Origin of the sequence: Pseudomonas flavocrustae (genome assembly GCF_029872515.1) — a bacterium.
Classification (GTDB): domain Bacteria; phylum Pseudomonadota; class Gammaproteobacteria; order Pseudomonadales; family Pseudomonadaceae; genus Chryseomonas; species Chryseomonas aestiva.
The window spans coordinates 372,437-390,692 of sequence record NZ_JAPDIQ010000005.1 but is presented as its reverse complement, the minus strand read 5'-3'; the positions used below and the strand labels follow the sequence as shown (position 1 = coordinate 390,692).

Genomic DNA, 18,256 nt, shown 5'->3' with positions numbered 1-18,256 from the left:
GAGGCGCCAGGCTCGACGATCGTCAGACCAGGACCAGGTTGTCCCTGTGGATCAGTTCGGGCTCGTAGACGTAGCCCAGCTCGACGACGATGGCATCCGAGGGCCGCCCCAGGATGCGCCGCGCCTCGGTCGCACTGTAGTTGACCAGACCACGCGCCACCTCGCGCCCATCCGGGCCAACGCAGGCGACCATCTCGCCACGCCGGAAGCTGCCTTCCAGCTCCCGTACACCCACCGGCAACAGACTGCGATGACCGCCTACCAGGGCCTGCACCGCACCGGCATCCAGGCGCAGGGTGCCACGCACCTGCAGATGCCCGGCCAGCCACTGCTTGCGCGCCGCCACCAGGCCGCGCTCGGGTGACAGCAGGGTCCCCAGCTGCTCGCCCTGCTGCAGGCGACTGAGCACCTGCTGGATACGCCCACCGACGATGACGGTATAGGCACCGGAACGTGCCGCCAGACGAGCAGCACGCAGCTTGGTCTGCATGCCGCCACGCCCCAGGGCACCGCCGGTACCGCCAGCGACCAGATCCAGCGCCGGATCGTCGGCACGCGCCTCGCTGATAAGACTGGCGTCGGGGTTGTTGCGCGGATCGGCGTCGAACATGCCATCGCGATCGGTGAGGATGACCAGCAGATCGGCCTCGACCAGGTTGGCCACCAGAGCCGCCAAGGTGTCGTTGTCGCCAAAACGAATCTCGTCGGTCACGACGGTATCGTTTTCGTTGATCACCGGCACCACGCCCAGGCTCACCAGCGTCCGCAAGGTACTGCGGGCGTTGAGATAGCGCTTGCGATCGGACAGGTCGTCATGGGTCAGCAGGATCTGCGCGGTCTGCACCTGGTGCTCGGCAAAGCTGGATTCCCAGGCTTGCACCAACCCCATCTGCCCCACCGCCGCGGCCGCCTGCAACTCGTTGATGGCGGTCGGGCGCTGCGCCCAGCCGAGCCGGCTCATGCCAGCCGCCACCGCACCCGAGGACACCAGCACCAGCTCGATGCCCGCCTGGTGCAGGGCCACCATCTGCTCGACCCAACCAGCCATGGCCCCACCGTCCAGACAACGACCGTCGTCGGTCAGCAGGGCACTGCCGATCTTCACCACCCAGCGCTGGGCGCCAGACACCTGATCACGCATGGGCAAGCTCCTTTCTTACCGTACGTAGAAGATTTCCGGACCGTCGCCGTCGTCTTCGTCATCGAAGTCGTCATCGGCATCGTCCACCGCCTTGACCCCGGAACGACGCAGGGCACGCTGGTCATCCAGCGCCTGCAGCCGTGCCCGCGCCTCGTCCTCGATGCGCTGATCGAGTTCTTCCAGCGCTTCGGCATAGGCCGGATCCTCGGCGAGGCGCAGGGTGCGTTCGTCGAGATACTGCATGATCGCCTGACAGAGCTGCTCGGTCCCTTCGCGCTCCAGGGCGGAGATGACAAAGACCGGACCCTGCCAGTCCAGGTGCTCGACCACCGCCTTGAGGCGCTCTTCGCGCTCGTCGTCGAGCAATTGGTCGGCCTTGTTCAGCACCAGCCAGCGGTCACGTTCGCCGAGCGCCGGGCTGAACTTGGTGAGCTCGTTGATGATGGTCTCGGCAGCCTCGGCCGGATCGCTCTCATCCAGCGGTGCCATGTCGACAAGGTGCAGCAGCAGGCGGGTTCGCGCCAGGTGCTTGAGGAAACGGATCCCCAGACCGGCGCCTTCGGAGGCACCCTCGATCAGCCCCGGAATGTCGGCGACCACGAAGCTCTTGAAGCGCCCCACGCTGACCACACCCAGATTCGGCACCAGGGTGGTGAAGGGATAGTCCGCCACCTTGGGCTTGGCAGCCGACACCGCACGGATGAAGGTGCTCTTGCCGGCATTGGGCAGGCCGAGCAGGCCGATGTCCGCCAGCACCTTGAGCTCCAGCTTGAGATCACGCTCTTCGCCGGGCTTGCCGGGCGTGGTCTGCCGCGGCGCACGGTTGGTGCTGGACTTGAAACGGGTATTGCCGAGGCCGTGCCAGCCGCCCTGGACCACACGGATGCGCTGACCGGGCTGGGTCAGGTCGCCGATGATCTCCTGGGTCGCCGCATCGATCACCGTAGTGCCCACGGGTACCGGCAGCACCAGGTCTTCACCCTTGGCGCCGGTGCACTCGGTGCTCCCGCCCTTTTCACCGTTCTGCGCGGTGAAACGTCGGGTGTAACGGTAATCGACCAGGGTGTTCAGGTTGATGTCGGCTTCAAGCCAGATCGACCCGCCATCGCCGCCGTCACCGCCATTGGGGCCACCCTTCTCGATGAATTTCTCCCGGCGGAAACTCATCATGCCGTTGCCGCCGTCACCCGCTTTTACGTGTATGGATACTTCATCGACGAATTTCATCTGGACCTCCCGCGCTCGCGGGCCGCTGCAAACAAGGAAATAGCTTAACTACAAGGGAAATAGCTTAACTACAAACGAAAAAGCCCCGTCGGGTAGACAGGGCTTTTCTTTCGTCACGGGCCTTAGGCGGCGGCGACGATGCTCACGTAACGACGGCCAAAGGCGCCCTTCACGTCGAACTTGATCACGCCGTCCACTTTCGCGAACAGGGTGTGATCCTTACCGAGGCCCACGCCGTAACCGGCATGGTACTGGGTGCCGCGCTGACGCACGATGATGTTGCCGGCCTTGACGACCTGGCCGCCATACAGCTTCACGCCAAGGCGTTTGCTTTCGGAATCGCGACCGTTACGAGTAGAACCACCCGCTTTTTTGTGTGCCATGAGTCAATTCTCCGTTAGAGGCGAGATCAGGCCTGGATGCCAGTGATCTTGATTTCGGTGAACCACTGACGGTGGCCCTGACGCTTCATGTGATGCTTACGACGACGGAATTTGATGATGGTGACCTTGTCGTGACGGCCCTGGGCGGTCACTTCGGCGGTCACTTTGGCACCATCAACGACCGGCAGACCGATCTTGACGTCGTCACCGTTGCCAACCAGCAGAACCTGGTCGAAGGTGACGGTTTCACCGGTGGCGATGTCGAGCTTCTCGACCTTCAGGTATTCGCCTTCGGCGACCTTGTATTGCTTGCCACCGGTAACGATAACTGCGTAGGACATGGTAAATCTCCGTTAAACCTGCTCACCCGGTGCTTTATAGGAGGTATCGTCGACCGGCATGGCTGCACGGGACCGGAAGGACCGCCGCGCAATTGCGTAAGACAGGGGGTTAACCCTAGGAATGTTCAGGGCCCGCGATTCTACGCAAGCCCGGGCCAGGAGGCAAGAGCCGTCCGCCCGCGCCTTGACAGCCCCCCACCCCACCCCTAGCATGCCGCGCAACCTCGTTCAGCGGCCATGCCGGGCCGGTGCCCAGCCGAATCGGCAGGAGCGGCGAGCCGCGGGAGCGCGATGGCAATCCCTGGGCATGGCACTCGTGCCGGTCCCTAGGGCATAGTCTGGCGGTCATGCGCCATCCGGCCGCCTGAATATTGCCCGGACCTCCAGTGGACACCTCTCAATGACGCAGCAATCCCAGTCCTTCTATCGCGTGGTGACGGACGATTTCGCCGCCGTAGACGGCATCATCCGCCAGCAGCTGACCTCGCGCGTGCCGCTGGTCGAGAAGATTGGCGACTACATCGTCTCCGCGGGCGGCAAACGCCTGCGTCCGCTGCTGGTCCTGCTGGCCGGCAAGGCGCTCGGGCGCGCCGACCACGATCTGCAGCTGCTGGCGGCGACCATCGAATTCCTGCACACCTCCACCCTGCTGCACGACGATGTCGTCGATGCCTCGGGGATGCGCCGCGGCCGCTCCACCGCCAACGCCCTCTGGGGCAATGCCCCCAGCGTGCTGGTCGGCGACTTCCTCTATGCCCGCTCCTTCGAGATGATGGTGGCGCTGGGCTCCATGGAGGTGATGCGCATCATCTCCCAGGCCACTCGCGTCATCGCCGAGGGCGAGGTGCTGCAGCTGTCGAAGATCCGCGACGCCAGCACCACCGAAGAGATCTACATGGAGGTCATTCGCGGCAAGACCGCCATGCTCTTCGAGGCCTCCACCCACAGTGCGGCGATCCTGGCCGACGCCAGCGCCGAACAGGCGGACGCCCTGCGCCGCTATGGCGATCATCTGGGCGTGGCCTTCCAGCTGGTCGATGACCTGCTCGACTACCAGGGCGACGCCGTGGCCCTGGGCAAGAACGTCGGTGACGACCTGGCCGAAGGCAAACCGACCCTGCCGCTGATCGTGACCATGCGCGAAGGCACTGCCGAACAGGCCGCGCTGGTACGCCAGGCGATCCGCCAGGGCGGCAGCCAGGATCTGGAAGGCGTGCGCGCCGCCGTCGAAGCTGCCGGCGCCCTCGACTATACCGCGCGCAAGGCGCAGGAATTCGCCGAGCGGGCCATCGCCTGCCTGGATGCCCTGCCCGCCAGCGAATATCGCGACGCGCTCGCCGACCTGGGTCGCTTCTCGGTGGCCCGTACCCACTGAGGCCTGCCGTCGACTGACCAGGCCCGCCGTCGCCAGACTGCGGGCTTTTTCATGTCCTACTAAAAAAGTCAGGTAATCGGCTTGCTATTTAGCGAATAAGAATTATTCTCATAAATAGCACAGCAGGAGCTCTTGCCATGACTTATCTGATCGACGCCTGGCTGGACCGGCCGCACCCCTATCTGCGCATCCTCAACCGGGAAACCGGCAAGGTCTGCGCGGAACTGGACGAGACGGCCCTGGAAGAACTCAAGGACCTGGGCGAGCTGGACCTGCACAGCCTCACCTCCAGCGAACCGCGGGTGGTGAAGGAGCAGATCCGCCAGGTCTTCCTGTTCAGCTACGCCTTGGCGCTGCGCCCGGACAACGAGGCGCTGCGGCTGGACTGCTAGCGTTACAGGACGTCGAGCAGCTCGACGTCAAACACCAGCACGCTGTGCGGCGGGATGCCGCCGACGCCCTGGGCGCCATAGGCCAGTTCACTGGGCACATGCAGGCGCCACTTGCTGCCGGCAGGCATCAGTTGCAGGGCTTCGGTCCAGCCGGCGATCACGCCGCCCACCGGAAACTCGGCCGGCTGGCCACGCTGGTAGGAGCTGTCGAACACGCTGCCGTCGATGAGGGTGCCGTGGTAGTGGGTACGCACCTGGTCTTCGCGAGTCGGCGTAGCGCCTTCACCCTGGGTGAGCACCTCGTATTGCAGACCGGACGGCAGCACCACGACGCCAGGGCGCTCGGCATTGGCCTTCAGGTAGTCGACGCCTTCCTGGGCGGCCGCGGCGGCCTTGATCTGGGCTTCTGCCTGCATGCGCTCGCGGATGACCCGGAAGCTGGCGTTCAGCGACTCGACGTCCACCCGGGACTCCTGGCCGTCGAAGGCCTCGTTGAGACCGGCGAGCACGGCTGCCAGCTGCATGCCGGGGACCGGATTCTGGCGCAGCTGATCGCCCAATTGGCGGCCGATGCCATAGCTGACGCGGGCTTCGTCGGTGTCGAGCAGAATGTCGTTCATAGCAGCCTTTCCATCGTCAAAAAGGAGCCGAGCCTAGCACATCAGGGACTCGACTCGCCGCCGCCCAGGCTGCCACGCTGCCGGCGACAGCGCTCGGAGCAGTAGCGCACCTCGTCCCAGTCGCGCTCCCACTTCTTGCGCCAGGTGAAGGGCCGTTGGCAGACCGGACAGAGCTTGGTGGGCAGATCGGCCTTCTTCATAGGGATTCTCCTGCGTCGAGACGTGCCAGCAGTGCCTCGCCCCGCTGCCACAGCGCCTGTTGCCGTTCGGGCGTCTGACGATCGAGATTGCGATAGAGATTGAGCATGCGCGGATAGTCGGCGAAGCGCCCGCGATGGCGGATCAGGAAATGCCAGTAGAGGGCATTGAAGGGGCAGGCCCGCTCGCCCAGCGCCTCGCCGACCTGATAGTGGCAGCCCTTGCAATAGTCGGACTGGCGACGGATGTACTGGCCGCTGGCGCAATAGGGCTTGCTCGCCAGATAGCCACCGTCCGCGTGCATTACCATGGCCTGGGTGTTGGGCAGCTCGACCCACTCGAAGGCATCCAGATAGACCGCCAGGTACCACTCGCCGATGGCCTGGGGCGCGATGCCGGCCAGCAGGGCGAAGTTGCCGGTGACCATCAGCCGCTGGATATGGTGGGCGTAACCCAGCGTCAGGGTCTGGCCGATGGCTTCGCGCATGCAGGCCATGCGGGTCGTCCCGGTCCAGTAGAACTCCGGTAGCGCCCGGCTATTGCCCAGCACATTGAGCTCCCGGTAGTCGGGCATGCGCAGCCAGTAGACGCCATGGACGTACTCCCGCCAACCGATCAGTTGACGCAGAAAACCCTCGGCGCTGTTGAGCGGCACCCTGCCCTCGCGATAGGCGGCGTCCACGTCGGCGCAGAGCTGACGCAGGTCCAGCAGCCCGATATTGAGTGCCGCGCTGATCCGCGCGTGATGCAGATAGGGCTCGCCATGGGCCATGGCGTCCTGGTAGCGGCCGAAGTCGCGCAGACCCGACGCGAGGAAATGCTGCCAGAGGCGCTCGGCATCGGTACGGGTCACCGGATAGTCGAAGCCCTCCAGCCGGCCATAGTGATGGGCGAAGCGCTGCCCGACCAGGTCGAGCACTTCCCGGGTACAGGCATCGGGCGGACAGCTGAAGGGCTCGGGGACAGAATGGTGCCTGGGCAGGGCCTTGCGATTGTCCCTGTCCAGATTCCAGACCCCGCCACAGGGTTCATCCTCCCCTTCCATCAACCAGCCGTGTCGTCTGCGCATGCCGCGGTAGAAGGCCTCCATGCGCAACTCGGTGCGGGCCCCGGCCCAGCGGGCGAAGGCGCCGCGGCTGCAGAGGAATCGGTCGTCGCCGTGCCACTGCACAGGCACCGCCAGAGCGAGACCCCGCAAGGCCTGTTCCAGACGCCATTCGCCGGTTTCGGTCAGATGAACCTCGCGCGCGCCCGTCCTCTTCGCCCAGAAAGCGATCTCGGCCGGCAGCGAGCCCTGGTTGTCCGGGTCATTCAGGGTGCGGTAATGGACCTGGAAGCCACGCGTGCGCATCTCGCTGGCGAAGTGGCGCATGGCGCTGAAGATCAGGGCGATCTTGCGCGGATGGTGCGGGACGTAGCTGGTTTCTTCCGGGACCTCGGCGAGCAGCAGCACGTCCTGGGCGGGATCGGCATCGCGCAGGGAGGCCAGCCGGGGCGACAACTGATCGCCAAGGATCGGCAGCAGGCGCCGGACGGCGCCGTCGCTCAAGAGGCGTTCCGGTAGTTTAGCGGGATCTTCAGGGGTTCCGAGGAGCGTGGCGCCATGCCGACCATCTCGTCATAGGCGCTGTGCTGGATGAGAAAGCACGGCAGCGGCGGCAGGTCGGCCAGCAGACGGCGGGCCTGGGCAGCGGAGCCCAGGCGGTAGAAGTGGCCATCCCGGCCGGTCAGCCGCGTGCGACCGTCCTGGGTGAGCACCTCGAGCACATAGAAGCCGCCCTCGATGGACAGCAGATTGAGTTCACGGACCTCGCCGGCCTGGGCGCGCTGGGTCAATTCCGGCAATTGCATGGAAACCTCCGGGTCGAGATCGACGCCAGGGTTGGTATCGATCGGCAGCTGTGAGCATTCGACAACCTAGGACAAGCAAGCGCAGCGGCGCAATCCACAAAGCGTAAACGAAAGCTGCCGGCGGCGGACAAGTGGCCGCCCGGCCCGTCAGTGCTTGGTCAGCCGATCCAGATAGCCCATGGCGAAGGCCGAAACCACGAACACCAAATGGATGATCACGTACCACTTGAGGTATTCGGGATTGGTGTTCTGGGCATCCATGAAGATGCGCAGCAGGTGGATCGAGGAGATGGCGACGATAGAGGCAGCCACCTTGTTCTTCAGCGAGCCCGAATCCATCTTGCCCAGCCAGCTGAGCTTTTCCGAGCCTTCGTCGATGTCCAGCTGGGAGACGAAGTTCTCGTAGCCGGAGATCATCACCATGACCAGCAGGCCACCCACCAGCGCCATGTCGATGAGCGACAGGACGAGCAGGATGAGTTCGGCTTCGGTGGACTGGAAGATGTGCGGCAGGACGTGGAAGACTTCCTGAAAGAACTTGAGCGCCAGCAGAACCAGCGCCAGGGACAACCCCAGATAGATGGGGGCCAGCAGCCAGCGGGAGGCGTAAAGAGCTTTTTCGATCAGACGTTCCATGCAGACTCGCTCGGATTACCAGGGCCGGGCGAGTATACCGGGGCGATGCGGGCGGACCAATGCGGCAGGTTGTACCTGACTCAGGCGTCGGGGCCGACCTGGAAACGCACCTGCTGGTGGGCGCGCTCGCCGTTCATCTTGCGCAACTCGCTCTGCATGTGCAGGCGCCAGATCTGGGTCTCTTCGACCTGGATATAGCCCTGTTCAACCAGGTTTTCGGCGATGGCAGTCATGACGCCTTCGGCCGCCTTGGGGCCGTGGAAAGGCCCCTGGGCCTTTATTGCGGTGGGCTGCTGGCCATTCAGGCCGGCGGCGCACAACAGGGTCCAGAGGCCCTGCTCCTGACCGAGCGGCTTGATTTCGCATTCGATACGGGTGACGAGGCCCAGGCAGGGACGGATCAGGGTAATGGTGCGGGACATGGCGTCATCCTCTCGAAGCGCTCAATGCTCGCCGGTCCTAGGCCAGAGGTATCCACAAAGGCTGTGGACAACCCTGTTGGTCAACAGGGGGCAAGCGGGTCTGGGCGCCGTGCTACTTGGGCTGCGGCGCCTTGTACAAAATCCGACCTGCCCCCTGGAGCTCAGTTCTCCTGCGCTTCGTTGTTTTTCCCTTTTGCCTTGGAGTTATCACTGAGTTTGTCGGCCAGTTCATCTTCCAGCTCGAGCTCGGCGATTTCCTTGAGACGCTGTACCACGCGCGCATTGACGCTGCCATCCGGGAAGCGACCCTTGGCATCCGGTGCCCCGGCGGGCTCGCCCACCAGCAGCGACAGAGCCTCGTCCGCCTGGCGCACGGCATAGACATGGAACAGCCCCTCGCGCACCGCTGCCAGCACGGTCTCGTCGAGCATCAGGTTGGTGACGTTGGCGCGCGGGATGATCACGCCCTGCTCGCCGGTCAGACCGCGGGCCTGACAGAGGCGGAAGAAGCCCTCGATCTTCTCGTTCACCCCGCCGACCGGTTGCACCTCGCCGAACTGGTTGATGGAGCCGGTAATGGCGAAGCACTGCTTGAGCGGCGTGCGGGACAGCGCGGAGATCAGGGTGCAGGCCTCGCCGAGGGAGGCGCTGTCACCATCGACATAGCCATAGGACTGCTCCAGGGCGATGCTGGCCGAGATCGACAGCGGGAATTCCTGGGCATAGCGACTGCCCAGGTAGCCGGTCAGGATCATCACGCCCTTGGAGTGGATGGGTTGCCCGAGGCTGACCTCGCGCTCGATGTCGAGGATGCCACTGGCGCCCGGGTAGACCGTGGCGGAGATGCGCGCCGGCATGCCGAAGGCCGAATCGGCCACCTCCAGCACGGTGAGGCCGTTGCACTTGCCCACCGCGGCGCCCTGGGTGTCGATGAGGATGAGTCCGGTGAGCATGTCGTCCAGCACCCGGGCGCAGACGCGACCGGTGCGGGTTTCCTTGGCCTTGAGCGCACGCTCGACATGACCCTTGTCGGTACGCTCGTCGCCGGCCAGGTGGCGGATGAAGTCGGCTTCGCTGACCAGCTGGAACAGATCGCCGATACGCGCCGACAACCGGCCCTGGTGCTCGGCCAGCCGCGCGCTGTAGGTGGCCAGCCGCGCCACGGCCGCCGAGGTCAGGGGCGCCATGCCCTCTTCCGAGGTGCGCGTCTTGAGCAACTGGGCGAACTGCTCGAGGCTCTCATCGCGCAGCGGCAGCTCTTCGTCGAAGTCCACCAGCACCCGGAACATCTCCTGGAAGTCCGAATCGAGCTCCTGCAGGGTGTAGTAGATGTTGCGCGAGCCGATGATGATGACCTTGAGCTGCAACGGGATCTGCTGCGGCGCCAGGCTCATGGCGGTGAGCCGACCCAGCTCGGCCAGCGGCGATTCCATCTTCAGCTGACGCGAATGCAGGGCGCGCTTGAGGGCATCCCAGACGAAGGGCTCGGTCAGCAGCTTGTCCGCCTCGACGATGAGGAAGCCGCCATTGGCGCGGTGCAGCGCGCCGGGGCGCAGCTGGCGGTAGTTGGTGTAGAGCGCGCCCTGATCGGACTGGTACTCGATGCGACCGAAGAGGTTGTCGTAGGTCGGGTGGGACTCGAACACTACCGGGGCACCGCCGGTGACGTGGTGGCCGATGATCAGATTGGGCTCGTACTGCTCGCGCAGCTCCTTGCGCCGCTGCATGTCGGGCTTGGCGTCGTCGGCCAGTTGCTCGACCACCGTCTTGAGCAGGTCCACCTGCATCGCCTGCAGGTAGGCGCAGACCCCGGGGTTGTCGTTGTACTTTTCCGACAGCGGCGCCAGCAGCGGCTGCAGGGCCTGGATGATGGTGTCTTCGTTCAGGGCACGCAGCTGGTTGCTCGATTCCCGGCGCCACTGCGGCAGGCTGGCCAGCTCTTCGTTGAGACGCTCTTCCAGGCTGGAGATGTCGGCGTGGAACCGCTCCCGCTCGGCCTCGGGCAACTGGGCGAAGTCGGCTTCATCCAGCGCCTTGCCTTCCTTCATCGGGGTGAAGGCGACATTGTTGGCGTCGCGGTAGAGGGCGATTTCCTTTTCCAGGGCGAGCTTTTCCACCACGTCCAGCGCCTGGTCATAGCGCTGGTTGAAGGCGCGCTCGATGGCGCTCTTCTTCTGCTGGAAGGCCGGATGCTCGAATACCGCCGGGAAGGTGGCCAGCAGGTTGTCGATGAAATGGGCCATGTCGGCCACGAAGGCCTCGCCCTCGCCGGGGGGCAGCTCCAGCACGCTTGGCGCCCGGGGCTCTTCGAAGTGATTCAGGTACACCCAGTCGTTGGGCGTCGGCTGGCGCTTGGCTTCGGCCTTGAGATAGCGCTGGACGAAGGAGAAACGACCGGTGCCCGGCTCGCCCATGACGAAGACGTTGTAGCCGGGCCGCGGCATGGCCACGCCGAACTGCAGGGCTTCCACCGCGCGCTCCTGACCCAGGATGCCGCGAAAGGGCTCGAGCTGATCGGTATCGGCGAAGGAAAACTGTTCGGGGGCGAAGGGGCGGGTCAGCTCATCAGGGGCGAGCCGGAGACCGGCTGCGACGGGATCGTGCATCGTAAGTCCTTGTCAGGCATGCAAGCAGTGCCTGCATTCTGCGACCGGGATGACAGCCGAAGCAAGGCAAGCGGCGCTCCGCCGCGTATTTAAGCGCAGCGGTTCGAGGGGCTTGCCATGACGTCCGTCGGTATTTTTCAACCCAGGCGTTTTTTGACGAAATTCTCACCAGGCGCCAACTAAGCTTTCTCCATAGGGATCAGACGTAGTATCCCGTGAGGAGGCTCCCATGGCTGTCTCTCGTCGTCTCGCCTCGCTGTTCATCCTGCTGGCCAGTCTCGCGGCCTGCACCAGTTACCACGACCAGTTGATCGCCAAGGGCTATCCCCCGGCCTATGCCGATGGCTTCAGCGACGGTTGCCAGACCGGCAAACAGGCGGTCAATGGCATCGGTTACGAGCACAAGGACGCCCGTCGCTTCGCCGCGGAAAAGCCCTACCAGCAGGGGTGGGACGCGGGCTACGCGCAATGCGTGCAGGTGGCCCAGCGCGAAGAGCAGCAGCGCTTCATCGAGCAGGTCCGGGAAAATCGCGAAAGCGCCGAATCGCTGCTGCAGCGCTCGAGAACACGTTGAGGTCGCAGCCAACCTTGCGACCCTGACCGGATGACCTATGCTGGCGGGCCCGCTAGTCGAGCCCTGCCGATGTCTGCCCGCTCTCCGCTGTTTGCCGTCGCCCTGCTGCTGGTCGCCATGACCTCGATCCAGACCAGCGCCAGCCTGGCCAAGACCCTGTTCCTGCGTCTCGATCCGGTGGGCGTCACCACCCTGCGGCTGATCTTCGCGGCTCTCGTCCTGCTGATCGTGCTGCGCCCCTGGCGCAACTTCCGCCGCGCGGCGCTGGGCAGCCTGCTGGGCTATGGCGTCGCCATGGGCGTGATGAACCTGACCATCTACCTGGCCATGCAGCGGCTGCCGATCGGCATCGCCGTCGGCCTGGAATTCGTCGGTCCGCTGGTGGTGGCGCTGTGCGCCCTGCGCCGCTGGCTGGACCTGCTGTGGATCGTGCTGGTGGTGGCCGGCCTGGCCGTGCTCCTGCCCTTCGGCCACAACGCCTCCGCACTGGATCCGCTGGGCACCACCCTGGCCCTGGGGGCTGGCGCCTGCTGGGCGATCTACATCGTCCTGGGCAAGCGCGCCGGCGCGGTTCACGGTACCGGCACGGTGGCTTTCGGCGCGACCATCGCCGCCCTGGTCGTGCTGCCCATCGGCATCGTCCACAGCGGCAGCAATCTCTTGCAACCGGAAATCTGGCCGCTGGCGCTGGCCCTGGCGCTGATGTCCACGGCCATTCCCTATGCCCTGGAAATGGTCGTCCTGACCCGCCTGCCGGCCGCCACCTTCGGCACCCTGATGAGTCTGGAACCGGCGCTGGGCGCCCTTTCCGGCTGGGTATTCCTCGGCGAGATCCTGGGCGTCGCCCAGTGGTTCGCCCTCGCCTGCATCATCGCCGCGTCCATCGGCGCCACCTGGAGCAGCCGCCTGACCCCGGAGCAAACGCCACTCTAGACACTCTATAGCGAGGCGAATCCTCACGCGGAGCGACGACGATGATCTATCTGATAATGGGCGTCTCGGGCAGTGGCAAGACCACCCTGGGCGAACTCCTGGCCAGCCGGCTGGACTGCCGTTTCGACGATGCCGACACCTTTCACAGCCAGGCCAACAAGGACAAGATGGCCAAGGGCATCGCCCTCACCGACGAGGATCGCTGGCCCTGGCTGGATGCCATCCACGACGCCATGCAGCAAGCGCAGGCCGAAGGCACCACCCGGGTGTTCGCCTGCTCGGCGCTGAAGAAGGTCTATCGCGATCGCCTGCTGAACGGCCTGGAAGGCGTCCGGCTGCTGTTCCTCAAGGGCTCACCCGAGCTGCTGGCCGAGCGCATTGGCAGTCGCCGCGGGCATTTCTTCGATCCCAAGCTCTTGCAGAGCCAGCTCGACACCCTGGAGGCGCCGGATCACCTGGAAGCCCAGGTGCTGGACGTACGCAAGGCGCCCGAGCAGTTGGTGGACGAGGTGCTTGAGCACGGCCACGGCACCTGAGCGCGGCGGCCGCCGGCTCAGACCGCGACCGGCGCCTTGATGTGCGAATGGGCCTGGTAGCCTGCCAGTTCGAAATCCTCGAAGCGGAAGGCGAACAGGTCCGTGACCGCCGGATTGAGCTTCATGGTCGGCAGCGGCAGCGGTTCGCGGGTCAGCTGCAGATCGGTCTGCTCCAGGTGATTGGCATAGAGATGGCAATCACCGCCGGTCCAGATGAATTCGCCCGGTTGCAGTCCGGTGACCTGGGCCACCATCAGGGTAAGCAGCGCGTAGCTGGCGATGTTGAAGGGCACGCCGAGGAAGATGTCCGCGGAACGCTGATACAGCTGGCAGCTCAGCCGGCCATCCGCGACATAGAACTGGAACAGCGCATGGCAGGGTGGCAGCGCCATCTCGTCCACCAGCGCCGGATTCCAGGCCGAGACGATCAGCCGCCGCGAGTCGGGCTTGGCGCGGATCATGTCCACCACCCCGGCGATCTGGTCGATATGGCGACCGTCCGGTGCCGGCCAGCTGCGCCACTGGTAGCCATAGACCGGGCCCAGTTCGCCGTTCTCGTCGGCCCACTCGTCCCAGATGGACACGCCGTTGTCCTTGAGGTAACGGATGTTGGTCTCGCCCTGCAGGAACCACAGCAGCTCGTGGATGATGGATCGCAGATGGCACTTCTTGGTGGTGACCAGGGGAAAGCCCTCGGCCAGATCGAATCTCATCTGGTAGCCGAAGACGCTGTAGGTCCCGGTGCCGGTGCGGTCGCTCTTGAAGGTGCCGTGTTCGCGCACGTGGCGCATCAGGTCGAGGTACTGTTTCATGGCGGGAGCGCTACCTGGCAAAAGGCAAATGGTATCAAATCGCGCCTCGCGAGAGCGGTCGCGCTTGTCGCAGCCCTGACCATCGGACACAAAAAAAGCGGCCCTGAGGCCGCCTTTTCCATCAATCCTCAGCTGTTGGCCGGCGGCGCCATGAGGGTCGCCGTTTCGCGTTCGCGCCGGGTGATCTCCGAGGCCGTGGCGTCCATGGCTTCCTGCAGGCCCTGCAGGCGCTTCTTCTCGGCGCGGCGGGTAAAGTACCAGGCGAAGAAGGTGAACAGCGAGACTGCCAGGAGGATCAGACTGGCGATGGCATTGATCTCCGGCTTCACGCCCAGGCGCACTGCGGAGAATACCTCCATGGGCAGGGTGGTCGAGCCGGGGCCCGAGACGAAGCTCGCCAGCACCAGGTCGTCCAGCGACAGGGCGAAGGACATCATGCCGCCCGCCGCCAGCGAGGGCGCGATCATGGGAATGGTGATCAGCAGGAACACCTTCCACGGCCGGGCGCCCAGGTCCATGGCCGCCTCCTCGATGGACAGGTCCAGTTCGCGCAGGCGCGAGGAGACCACCACCGCCACATAGGAGGAGCAGAAGCTGGTGTGGGCGATCCAGATGGTGGTCACGCCGCGGTCCTGCGGCCAGCCGATCAGTTGCGCCATGGAGACGAACAGCAGCAGCAGCGACAGACCGGTGATCACCTCGGGCATCACCAGCGGCGCCGTGACCATGCCGCCGAAGACGGTGCGGCCGCGGAAGCGCGGGATGCGGGTCAGCACGAAGGCCGCCAGGGTGCCGAGGATCACCGAAGAGATGGCCGTGTAGAAGGCGATCTCCAGCGAGCGGAACACCGCGCTCATCAGCTGGGTATTGTCCAGCAGGCCGACGTACCACTTCACCGACCAGCCGCCCCAGACGGTCACCAGCCGCGACTCGTTGAAGGAGTAGATGACCAGGATGACCATCGGCAGGTAGATGAACAGCAGCCCGAGCACCAGCATCAGGTTGGTGAACTTGAGGCCTTTCATAGCTTGCCCTCCAGTTCCTTGGCTTGGTTTCTGTTGAACAGCACGATGGGCACGATGAGGATCACCAGCATCACCACCGCCAGGGCCGAGGCCACCGGCCAGTCACGGTTGTTGAAGAATTCCTGCCAGAGCACGCGGCCGATCATCAGGGTCTCCGGGCCACCCAGCAGCTCGGGAATGACGAACTCGCCCACCGCCGGAATGAACACCAGCATGCAGCCGGCGATGATGCCGTTCTTGGACAGCGGCACGGTGATCCTCCAGAAGCTGGTGAAGCGACTGGCACCCAGGTCGCCAGCGGCTTCCAGCAGGGTCAGGTCATGCTTCACCAGATTGGCGAACAGCGGCAGGATCATGAACGGCAGATAGGAATAGACGATCCCCAGGTACACCGCGAAGTTGGTGTTGAGCATCTGCAGCGGACTGCTGATGATCCCCAGACTCATCAGGAAGCTGTTGATCAGGCCGTTGGTGGACAGCAGCCCCATCCAGGCATAGACGCGGATGAGGATGGCGGTCCAGGTCGGCATCATGATCAGCAGCAGCAGCACCGTCTGTTTCTCACGACTGGCCCGGGCGATGGCGTAGGCCATGGGATAGCCGATCAGCAGACAGATCAGGGTGCTGATGCCGGCCATCTTCAGCGAGCCGAGGTAGGCGTCCAGATAGAGCGGATCGTCGGCGAACATCAGGTAGTTGCCGAAGTTGAGCGCGATATCCAGTTGCTGATCGGCGTAGGTGAACAGCTCGGTATAGGGCGGAATGGCCACGTCCGCGACCGAGAAGCTGATCTTGAGCACGATCAGGAACGGCAGCAGGAAGAACAGGAACAGCCACACGAAGGGCACGCCGATGGTCAGGCGGCGGCCATCGAGCAGGCGCTTGAGCAAGGGAGGTCTGGTCATGCTTGCAGTACCACGCCGCTGTCGTCTTCCCAGTACACCACCACGGCGTCATCCCAGGTGGGTCGCTTGCCGAGGCGCTCGGCGTTGGCGATGAAGCACTGGACGATGGGGCCGGTGCCCAGCTTGACGTGATAGACCGAGTGCCCGCCCAGGTAGGCGATGTCGTGCACGGTGCCGCTGCACCAGTTGTAGTCGGGATGCTCGTGATCCGCCGGCAGGCTGGTGCCCATCAGCAGTTTCTCGGGGCGAAGGGCGAAGGTGACCTGCTTTTCCTGGGCGCGGGTGCTGATGCCGTGACCGATGTAGATCGGTCGCTCCAGTTGCGGACTGTGAATGATGGCGTGGTCGGCACCGTCGTCGGTCAGCTCGCCGTCGAAGACGTTGACGCTGCCGATGAACTCGCAGACCAGCCGGCTCGCCGGGGTCTCGTAGATGTCCATGGGGCTGCCCACCTGGGCAATCCAGCCCAGGTGCATGATAGCGATGCGCTCGGCCATGGTCATGGCCTCTTCCTGGTCGTGGGTCACCATCACGCAGGTCACGCCCACGCGCTCGATGATCTCCACCAGTTCCAGCTGCATCTGCGAACGCAGTTTCTTGTCCAGGGCGCCCATGGGTTCGTCGAGCAGCAGCAGCTTGGGCCGCTTGGCCAGGGAGCGTGCCAGGGCCACCCGCTGGCGCTGGCCACCGGAGAGCTGGTGCGGCTTGCGCTTGGCGTACTGGGTCATGTGCACCAGCTTGAGCATCTCGGCCACGCGGGCGTCGATCTCGGCCTTGGGCAGCTTGTCCTGCTTGAGACCGAAGGCGATGTTCTGCTCCACGCTCATGTGCGGGAACAGCGCATAGGACTGGAACATCATGTTGATCGGCCGCTCGTAGGGCGGCATGTCGGTGATGTCCACGCCATCGAGGAAGATGCGCCCCTCGCTGGGTCGCTCGAAACCGGCCAGCATGCGCAGCAGGGTCGACTTGCCCGAACCCGAGCCGCCGAGCAGGGCGAAGATCTCGCCCTTGTTGATGGTCAGGGAGACGTCGTCGACAGCGACGGTTTCGTCGAACTTCTTGGTGACCCGGTCGATCTTGACCAGGACTTCCTTGGCTTTCTTGTCGCCGGTGGCGGCTTTCTTGAAGGCACTGGTGGCAGTCGCCATGTACATCTCCCCAGGAAAATCGGGGACCGGTCGGACCGGTCCGCTTTAGCGTTGGTTATTTGCCGGACTTGACCCGCGTCCAGCTGCGGGTTTCCAGGCGCAGGAGTTGCGGGGGCAGCTCCTTCATGACGTACAGCTTGTCCATCACCGCCTGTGGCGGATAGACCGTCTCGTCCTGCCGCAGCTCGGCATTCATCAGCTCGCCCGCCTTCGGATTGGGGTTGGCGTAGCCGACATAGTCACTGACCTTGGCGATGACCTCGGGCTGCAGCAGATAGTTGATGAAGGCATGGGCCTCCTTCACGTTCTTGGCATCCTTGGGGATGGCCAGGAGGTCGAACCAGAGGTTCGCGCCCTCCTTGGGAATCGCGTAGCCGATGTTGACGCCCTTCTTCGCTTCCTCGGCACGCGAACGCGCCTGAAAGACATCGCCGGAATAGCCGAAGGCCACGCAAATGTTGCCGTTGGCCAGATCCGAGATGTACTTGGAGGAATGGAAATAGGTGATGTATGGCCGCACCTTGAGCAGCTGGGCCTCGGCCTTCTTGTAGTCGTCGGGATTGGTACTGTTGGGATCGAGTCCCAGGTATTGCAGGACTGCCGGATAGACCTCATCGGGCGAATCCATGAAGGAGACGCCGCACTTGCTCAGTTTCTTGAGGTTCTCGGGTTCGAACAGGATGGCCCAGGAATCGAGCTTGTCGGTGCCCAGCGCGGCCTTGACCTTGTCGACATTGTACCCGATGCCGTTGGTGCCCCACAGGTAGGGAACGCCGTATTGGTTACCCGGATCGCTCTTTTCCAGCTGCTTGAGCAGCGCCGGATCGAGATTCTGCCAGTTCGGCAGCTGGCTCTTGTCCAGTTTCTGGAAGGCGCCCGCCTTGATCTGCTTGGCCAGGAAGTTGCTCGAGGGCACCACCACGTCATAGCCGGTGTGGCCGGCCAGGAGCTTGCCTTCGAGGGTTTCGTTGGAATCGAAGACGTCATAGACCGGCGTGATGCCGGTGGCCTTCTGGAAATCCTCGAGCGTGGTCTCGCCGACGTAATCGCTCCAGTTGTAGACGCGTACCGTCGGCTCGGCGACGGCAGTTCCCATGACGGTCAGGGTAGTCATGGCCAGCAGGGTTT

General features: G+C 64.4%; 21 protein-coding genes. 5 read left to right on the top strand and 16 right to left on the bottom strand.

Translation table 11 applies throughout. The features are described from left to right. Positions 1-22: 22 nt before the first annotated feature. The 4 genes from proB to rplU form a co-directional block, all read right to left on the bottom strand. Complete coding sequence (proB, locus tag OMP44_RS14100) at positions 23-1,141, bottom strand: glutamate 5-kinase (protein ID WP_017640856.1); 1,119 nt, start codon at positions 1,139-1,141, stop codon at positions 23-25. A 15-nt stretch (positions 1,142-1,156) separates the two neighbouring features. Continuing rightward, positions 1,157-2,368, bottom strand: a complete 1,212-nt coding sequence (gene cgtA, locus OMP44_RS14095; protein ID WP_133861314.1) for an Obg family GTPase CgtA — start codon at positions 2,366-2,368, stop codon at positions 1,157-1,159. 122 nt (positions 2,369-2,490) lie between these two features. Next, complete coding sequence (gene rpmA, locus OMP44_RS14090) at positions 2,491-2,751, bottom strand: 50S ribosomal protein L27 (RefSeq protein ID WP_007160792.1); 261 nt, start codon at positions 2,749-2,751, stop codon at positions 2,491-2,493. Between the two features lie 26 nt (positions 2,752-2,777). Further along, entirely contained in the window at positions 2,778-3,092 is a 315-nt protein-coding gene (rplU, locus tag OMP44_RS14085) for a 50S ribosomal protein L21 (protein ID WP_007160791.1), read from the bottom strand. A 400-nt stretch (positions 3,093-3,492) separates the two neighbouring features. On the opposite strand from rplU, the gene OMP44_RS14080 reads away from it, so the two are divergent. Both OMP44_RS14080 and OMP44_RS14075 read left to right on the top strand, forming a co-directional pair. Next, complete coding sequence (locus OMP44_RS14080; RefSeq protein WP_133861316.1) at positions 3,493-4,467, top strand: polyprenyl synthetase family protein; 975 nt, start codon at positions 3,493-3,495, stop codon at positions 4,465-4,467. A 137-nt stretch (positions 4,468-4,604) separates the two neighbouring features. Beyond that, positions 4,605-4,859, top strand: coding sequence for a PA4570 family protein (locus OMP44_RS14075; RefSeq protein ID WP_007160789.1), 255 nt, complete (start codon positions 4,605-4,607; stop codon positions 4,857-4,859). Between the two features lie 2 nt (positions 4,860-4,861). Here the strand turns inward: OMP44_RS14075 and bamJ are convergent, their stop codons facing one another. The 7 genes from bamJ to OMP44_RS14040 form a co-directional block, all read right to left on the bottom strand. Then, positions 4,862-5,479: a BamJ family beta-barrel-assembly machinery protein gene (gene bamJ / locus OMP44_RS14070; RefSeq protein ID WP_187980262.1), complete on the bottom strand. Its 618-nt coding sequence runs from the start codon at positions 5,477-5,479 to the stop codon at positions 4,862-4,864. Positions 5,480-5,520: 41 nt separating this feature from the next. Further along, positions 5,521-5,679 (bottom strand): DUF2256 domain-containing protein, encoded by a 159-nt coding sequence (locus OMP44_RS14065; protein WP_280308995.1) that lies wholly within the window; start codon positions 5,677-5,679, stop codon positions 5,521-5,523. After that, complete coding sequence (locus tag OMP44_RS14060) at positions 5,676-7,226, bottom strand: cryptochrome/photolyase family protein (protein WP_280308993.1); 1,551 nt, start codon at positions 7,224-7,226, stop codon at positions 5,676-5,678. The genes OMP44_RS14065 and OMP44_RS14060 overlap by 4 nt, the downstream gene beginning before the upstream one ends. After that, complete coding sequence (locus tag OMP44_RS14055; protein ID WP_133861320.1) at positions 7,223-7,528, bottom strand: DUF6482 family protein; 306 nt, start codon at positions 7,526-7,528, stop codon at positions 7,223-7,225. The genes OMP44_RS14060 and OMP44_RS14055 overlap by 4 nt, the downstream gene beginning before the upstream one ends. Before the next feature lie 147 nt (positions 7,529-7,675). Further along, positions 7,676-8,164, bottom strand: a complete 489-nt coding sequence (locus tag OMP44_RS14050) for a TIGR00645 family protein (RefSeq protein ID WP_133861321.1) — start codon at positions 8,162-8,164, stop codon at positions 7,676-7,678. Positions 8,165-8,244: 80 nt separating this feature from the next. Further along, positions 8,245-8,586, bottom strand: coding sequence for a PA4575 family protein (locus tag OMP44_RS14045; RefSeq protein WP_007160783.1), 342 nt, complete (start codon positions 8,584-8,586; stop codon positions 8,245-8,247). Positions 8,587-8,747: 161 nt separating this feature from the next. Continuing rightward, entirely contained in the window at positions 8,748-11,192 is a 2,445-nt protein-coding gene (locus tag OMP44_RS14040; protein ID WP_187980264.1) for a Lon protease family protein, read from the bottom strand. Positions 11,193-11,421: 229 nt separating this feature from the next. Here OMP44_RS14040 and OMP44_RS14035 point away from each other — a divergent pair, with 229 nt between their 5' ends. The 3 genes from OMP44_RS14035 (at position 11,422) to OMP44_RS14025 (ending at position 13,235) form a co-directional block, all read left to right on the top strand. Continuing rightward, a complete protein-coding gene (locus tag OMP44_RS14035) occupies positions 11,422-11,766 on the top strand; it encodes a hypothetical protein (protein WP_133861323.1) in 345 nt (114 codons plus the stop codon). A gap of 69 nt (positions 11,767-11,835) precedes the next feature. Then, the gene (locus tag OMP44_RS14030) at positions 11,836-12,699 is read left to right on the top strand and encodes an EamA family transporter (RefSeq protein ID WP_187980265.1); all 864 of its coding nucleotides are present in this window, start codon (positions 11,836-11,838) and stop codon (positions 12,697-12,699) included. Positions 12,700-12,740: 41 nt separating this feature from the next. Then, complete coding sequence (locus OMP44_RS14025) at positions 12,741-13,235, top strand: gluconokinase (RefSeq protein WP_280308984.1); 495 nt, start codon at positions 12,741-12,743, stop codon at positions 13,233-13,235. Between the two features lie 17 nt (positions 13,236-13,252). Here the strand turns inward: OMP44_RS14025 and OMP44_RS14020 are convergent, their stop codons facing one another. From OMP44_RS14020 to OMP44_RS14000, 5 genes are all read right to left on the bottom strand, one after another. After that, positions 13,253-14,047: a thymidylate synthase gene (locus OMP44_RS14020; protein ID WP_280308982.1), complete on the bottom strand. Its 795-nt coding sequence runs from the start codon at positions 14,045-14,047 to the stop codon at positions 13,253-13,255. Between the two features lie 128 nt (positions 14,048-14,175). Beyond that, a complete protein-coding gene (locus OMP44_RS14015; RefSeq protein WP_133861327.1) occupies positions 14,176-15,072 on the bottom strand; it encodes an ABC transporter permease subunit in 897 nt (298 codons plus the stop codon). Further along, positions 15,069-15,977, bottom strand: coding sequence for an ABC transporter permease subunit (locus tag OMP44_RS14010; RefSeq protein ID WP_158891788.1), 909 nt, complete (start codon positions 15,975-15,977; stop codon positions 15,069-15,071). The genes OMP44_RS14015 and OMP44_RS14010 overlap by 4 nt, the downstream gene beginning before the upstream one ends. After that, positions 15,974-17,128, bottom strand: coding sequence for a polyamine ABC transporter ATP-binding protein (potA, locus tag OMP44_RS14005; RefSeq protein WP_133861329.1), 1,155 nt, complete (start codon positions 17,126-17,128; stop codon positions 15,974-15,976). Before potA ends, OMP44_RS14010 begins: the two co-directional genes overlap by 4 nt. Before the next feature lie 55 nt (positions 17,129-17,183). Then, positions 17,184-18,242, bottom strand: coding sequence for a polyamine ABC transporter substrate-binding protein (locus OMP44_RS14000; RefSeq protein ID WP_169853377.1), 1,059 nt, complete (start codon positions 18,240-18,242; stop codon positions 17,184-17,186). Between the last annotated feature and the right edge of the window lie 14 nt (positions 18,243-18,256).

Excerpts from the sequence above, each read along its gene's own strand:
- OMP44_RS14010 (WP_158891788.1), bottom strand. The coding sequence starts at position 15,977 with ATGACCAGACCTCCCTTGCTCAAGCGCCTGCTCGATGGCCGCCGCCTG.
- OMP44_RS14080 (WP_133861316.1), top strand. The coding sequence starts at position 3,493 with ATGACGCAGCAATCCCAGTCCTTCTATCGCGTGGTGACGGACGATTTC.
- cgtA (WP_133861314.1), bottom strand. The coding sequence starts at position 2,368 with ATGAAATTCGTCGATGAAGTATCCATACACGTAAAAGCGGGTGACGGC.
- OMP44_RS14075 (WP_007160789.1), top strand. The coding sequence starts at position 4,605 with ATGACTTATCTGATCGACGCCTGGCTGGACCGGCCGCACCCCTATCTG.
- OMP44_RS14045 (WP_007160783.1), bottom strand. The coding sequence starts at position 8,586 with ATGTCCCGCACCATTACCCTGATCCGTCCCTGCCTGGGCCTCGTCACC.
- OMP44_RS14030 (WP_187980265.1), top strand. The coding sequence starts at position 11,836 with ATGTCTGCCCGCTCTCCGCTGTTTGCCGTCGCCCTGCTGCTGGTCGCC.
- OMP44_RS14065 (WP_280308995.1), bottom strand. The coding sequence starts at position 5,679 with ATGAAGAAGGCCGATCTGCCCACCAAGCTCTGTCCGGTCTGCCAACGG.
- OMP44_RS14020 (WP_280308982.1), bottom strand. The coding sequence starts at position 14,047 with ATGAAACAGTACCTCGACCTGATGCGCCACGTGCGCGAACACGGCACC.
- OMP44_RS14035 (WP_133861323.1), top strand. The coding sequence starts at position 11,422 with ATGGCTGTCTCTCGTCGTCTCGCCTCGCTGTTCATCCTGCTGGCCAGT.
- potA (WP_133861329.1), bottom strand. The coding sequence starts at position 17,128 with ATGGCGACTGCCACCAGTGCCTTCAAGAAAGCCGCCACCGGCGACAAG.
- rpmA (WP_007160792.1), bottom strand. The coding sequence starts at position 2,751 with ATGGCACACAAAAAAGCGGGTGGTTCTACTCGTAACGGTCGCGATTCC.
- OMP44_RS14025 (WP_280308984.1), top strand. The coding sequence starts at position 12,741 with ATGATCTATCTGATAATGGGCGTCTCGGGCAGTGGCAAGACCACCCTG.
- bamJ (WP_187980262.1), bottom strand. The coding sequence starts at position 5,479 with ATGAACGACATTCTGCTCGACACCGACGAAGCCCGCGTCAGCTATGGC.
- OMP44_RS14055 (WP_133861320.1), bottom strand. The coding sequence starts at position 7,528 with ATGCAATTGCCGGAATTGACCCAGCGCGCCCAGGCCGGCGAGGTCCGT.
- proB (WP_017640856.1), bottom strand. The coding sequence starts at position 1,141 with ATGCGTGATCAGGTGTCTGGCGCCCAGCGCTGGGTGGTGAAGATCGGC.
- OMP44_RS14000 (WP_169853377.1), bottom strand. The coding sequence starts at position 18,242 with ATGACTACCCTGACCGTCATGGGAACTGCCGTCGCCGAGCCGACGGTA.
- rplU (WP_007160791.1), bottom strand. The coding sequence starts at position 3,092 with ATGTCCTACGCAGTTATCGTTACCGGTGGCAAGCAATACAAGGTCGCC.
- OMP44_RS14015 (WP_133861327.1), bottom strand. The coding sequence starts at position 15,072 with ATGAAAGGCCTCAAGTTCACCAACCTGATGCTGGTGCTCGGGCTGCTG.
- OMP44_RS14040 (WP_187980264.1), bottom strand. The coding sequence starts at position 11,192 with ATGCACGATCCCGTCGCAGCCGGTCTCCGGCTCGCCCCTGATGAGCTG.
- OMP44_RS14050 (WP_133861321.1), bottom strand. The coding sequence starts at position 8,164 with ATGGAACGTCTGATCGAAAAAGCTCTTTACGCCTCCCGCTGGCTGCTG.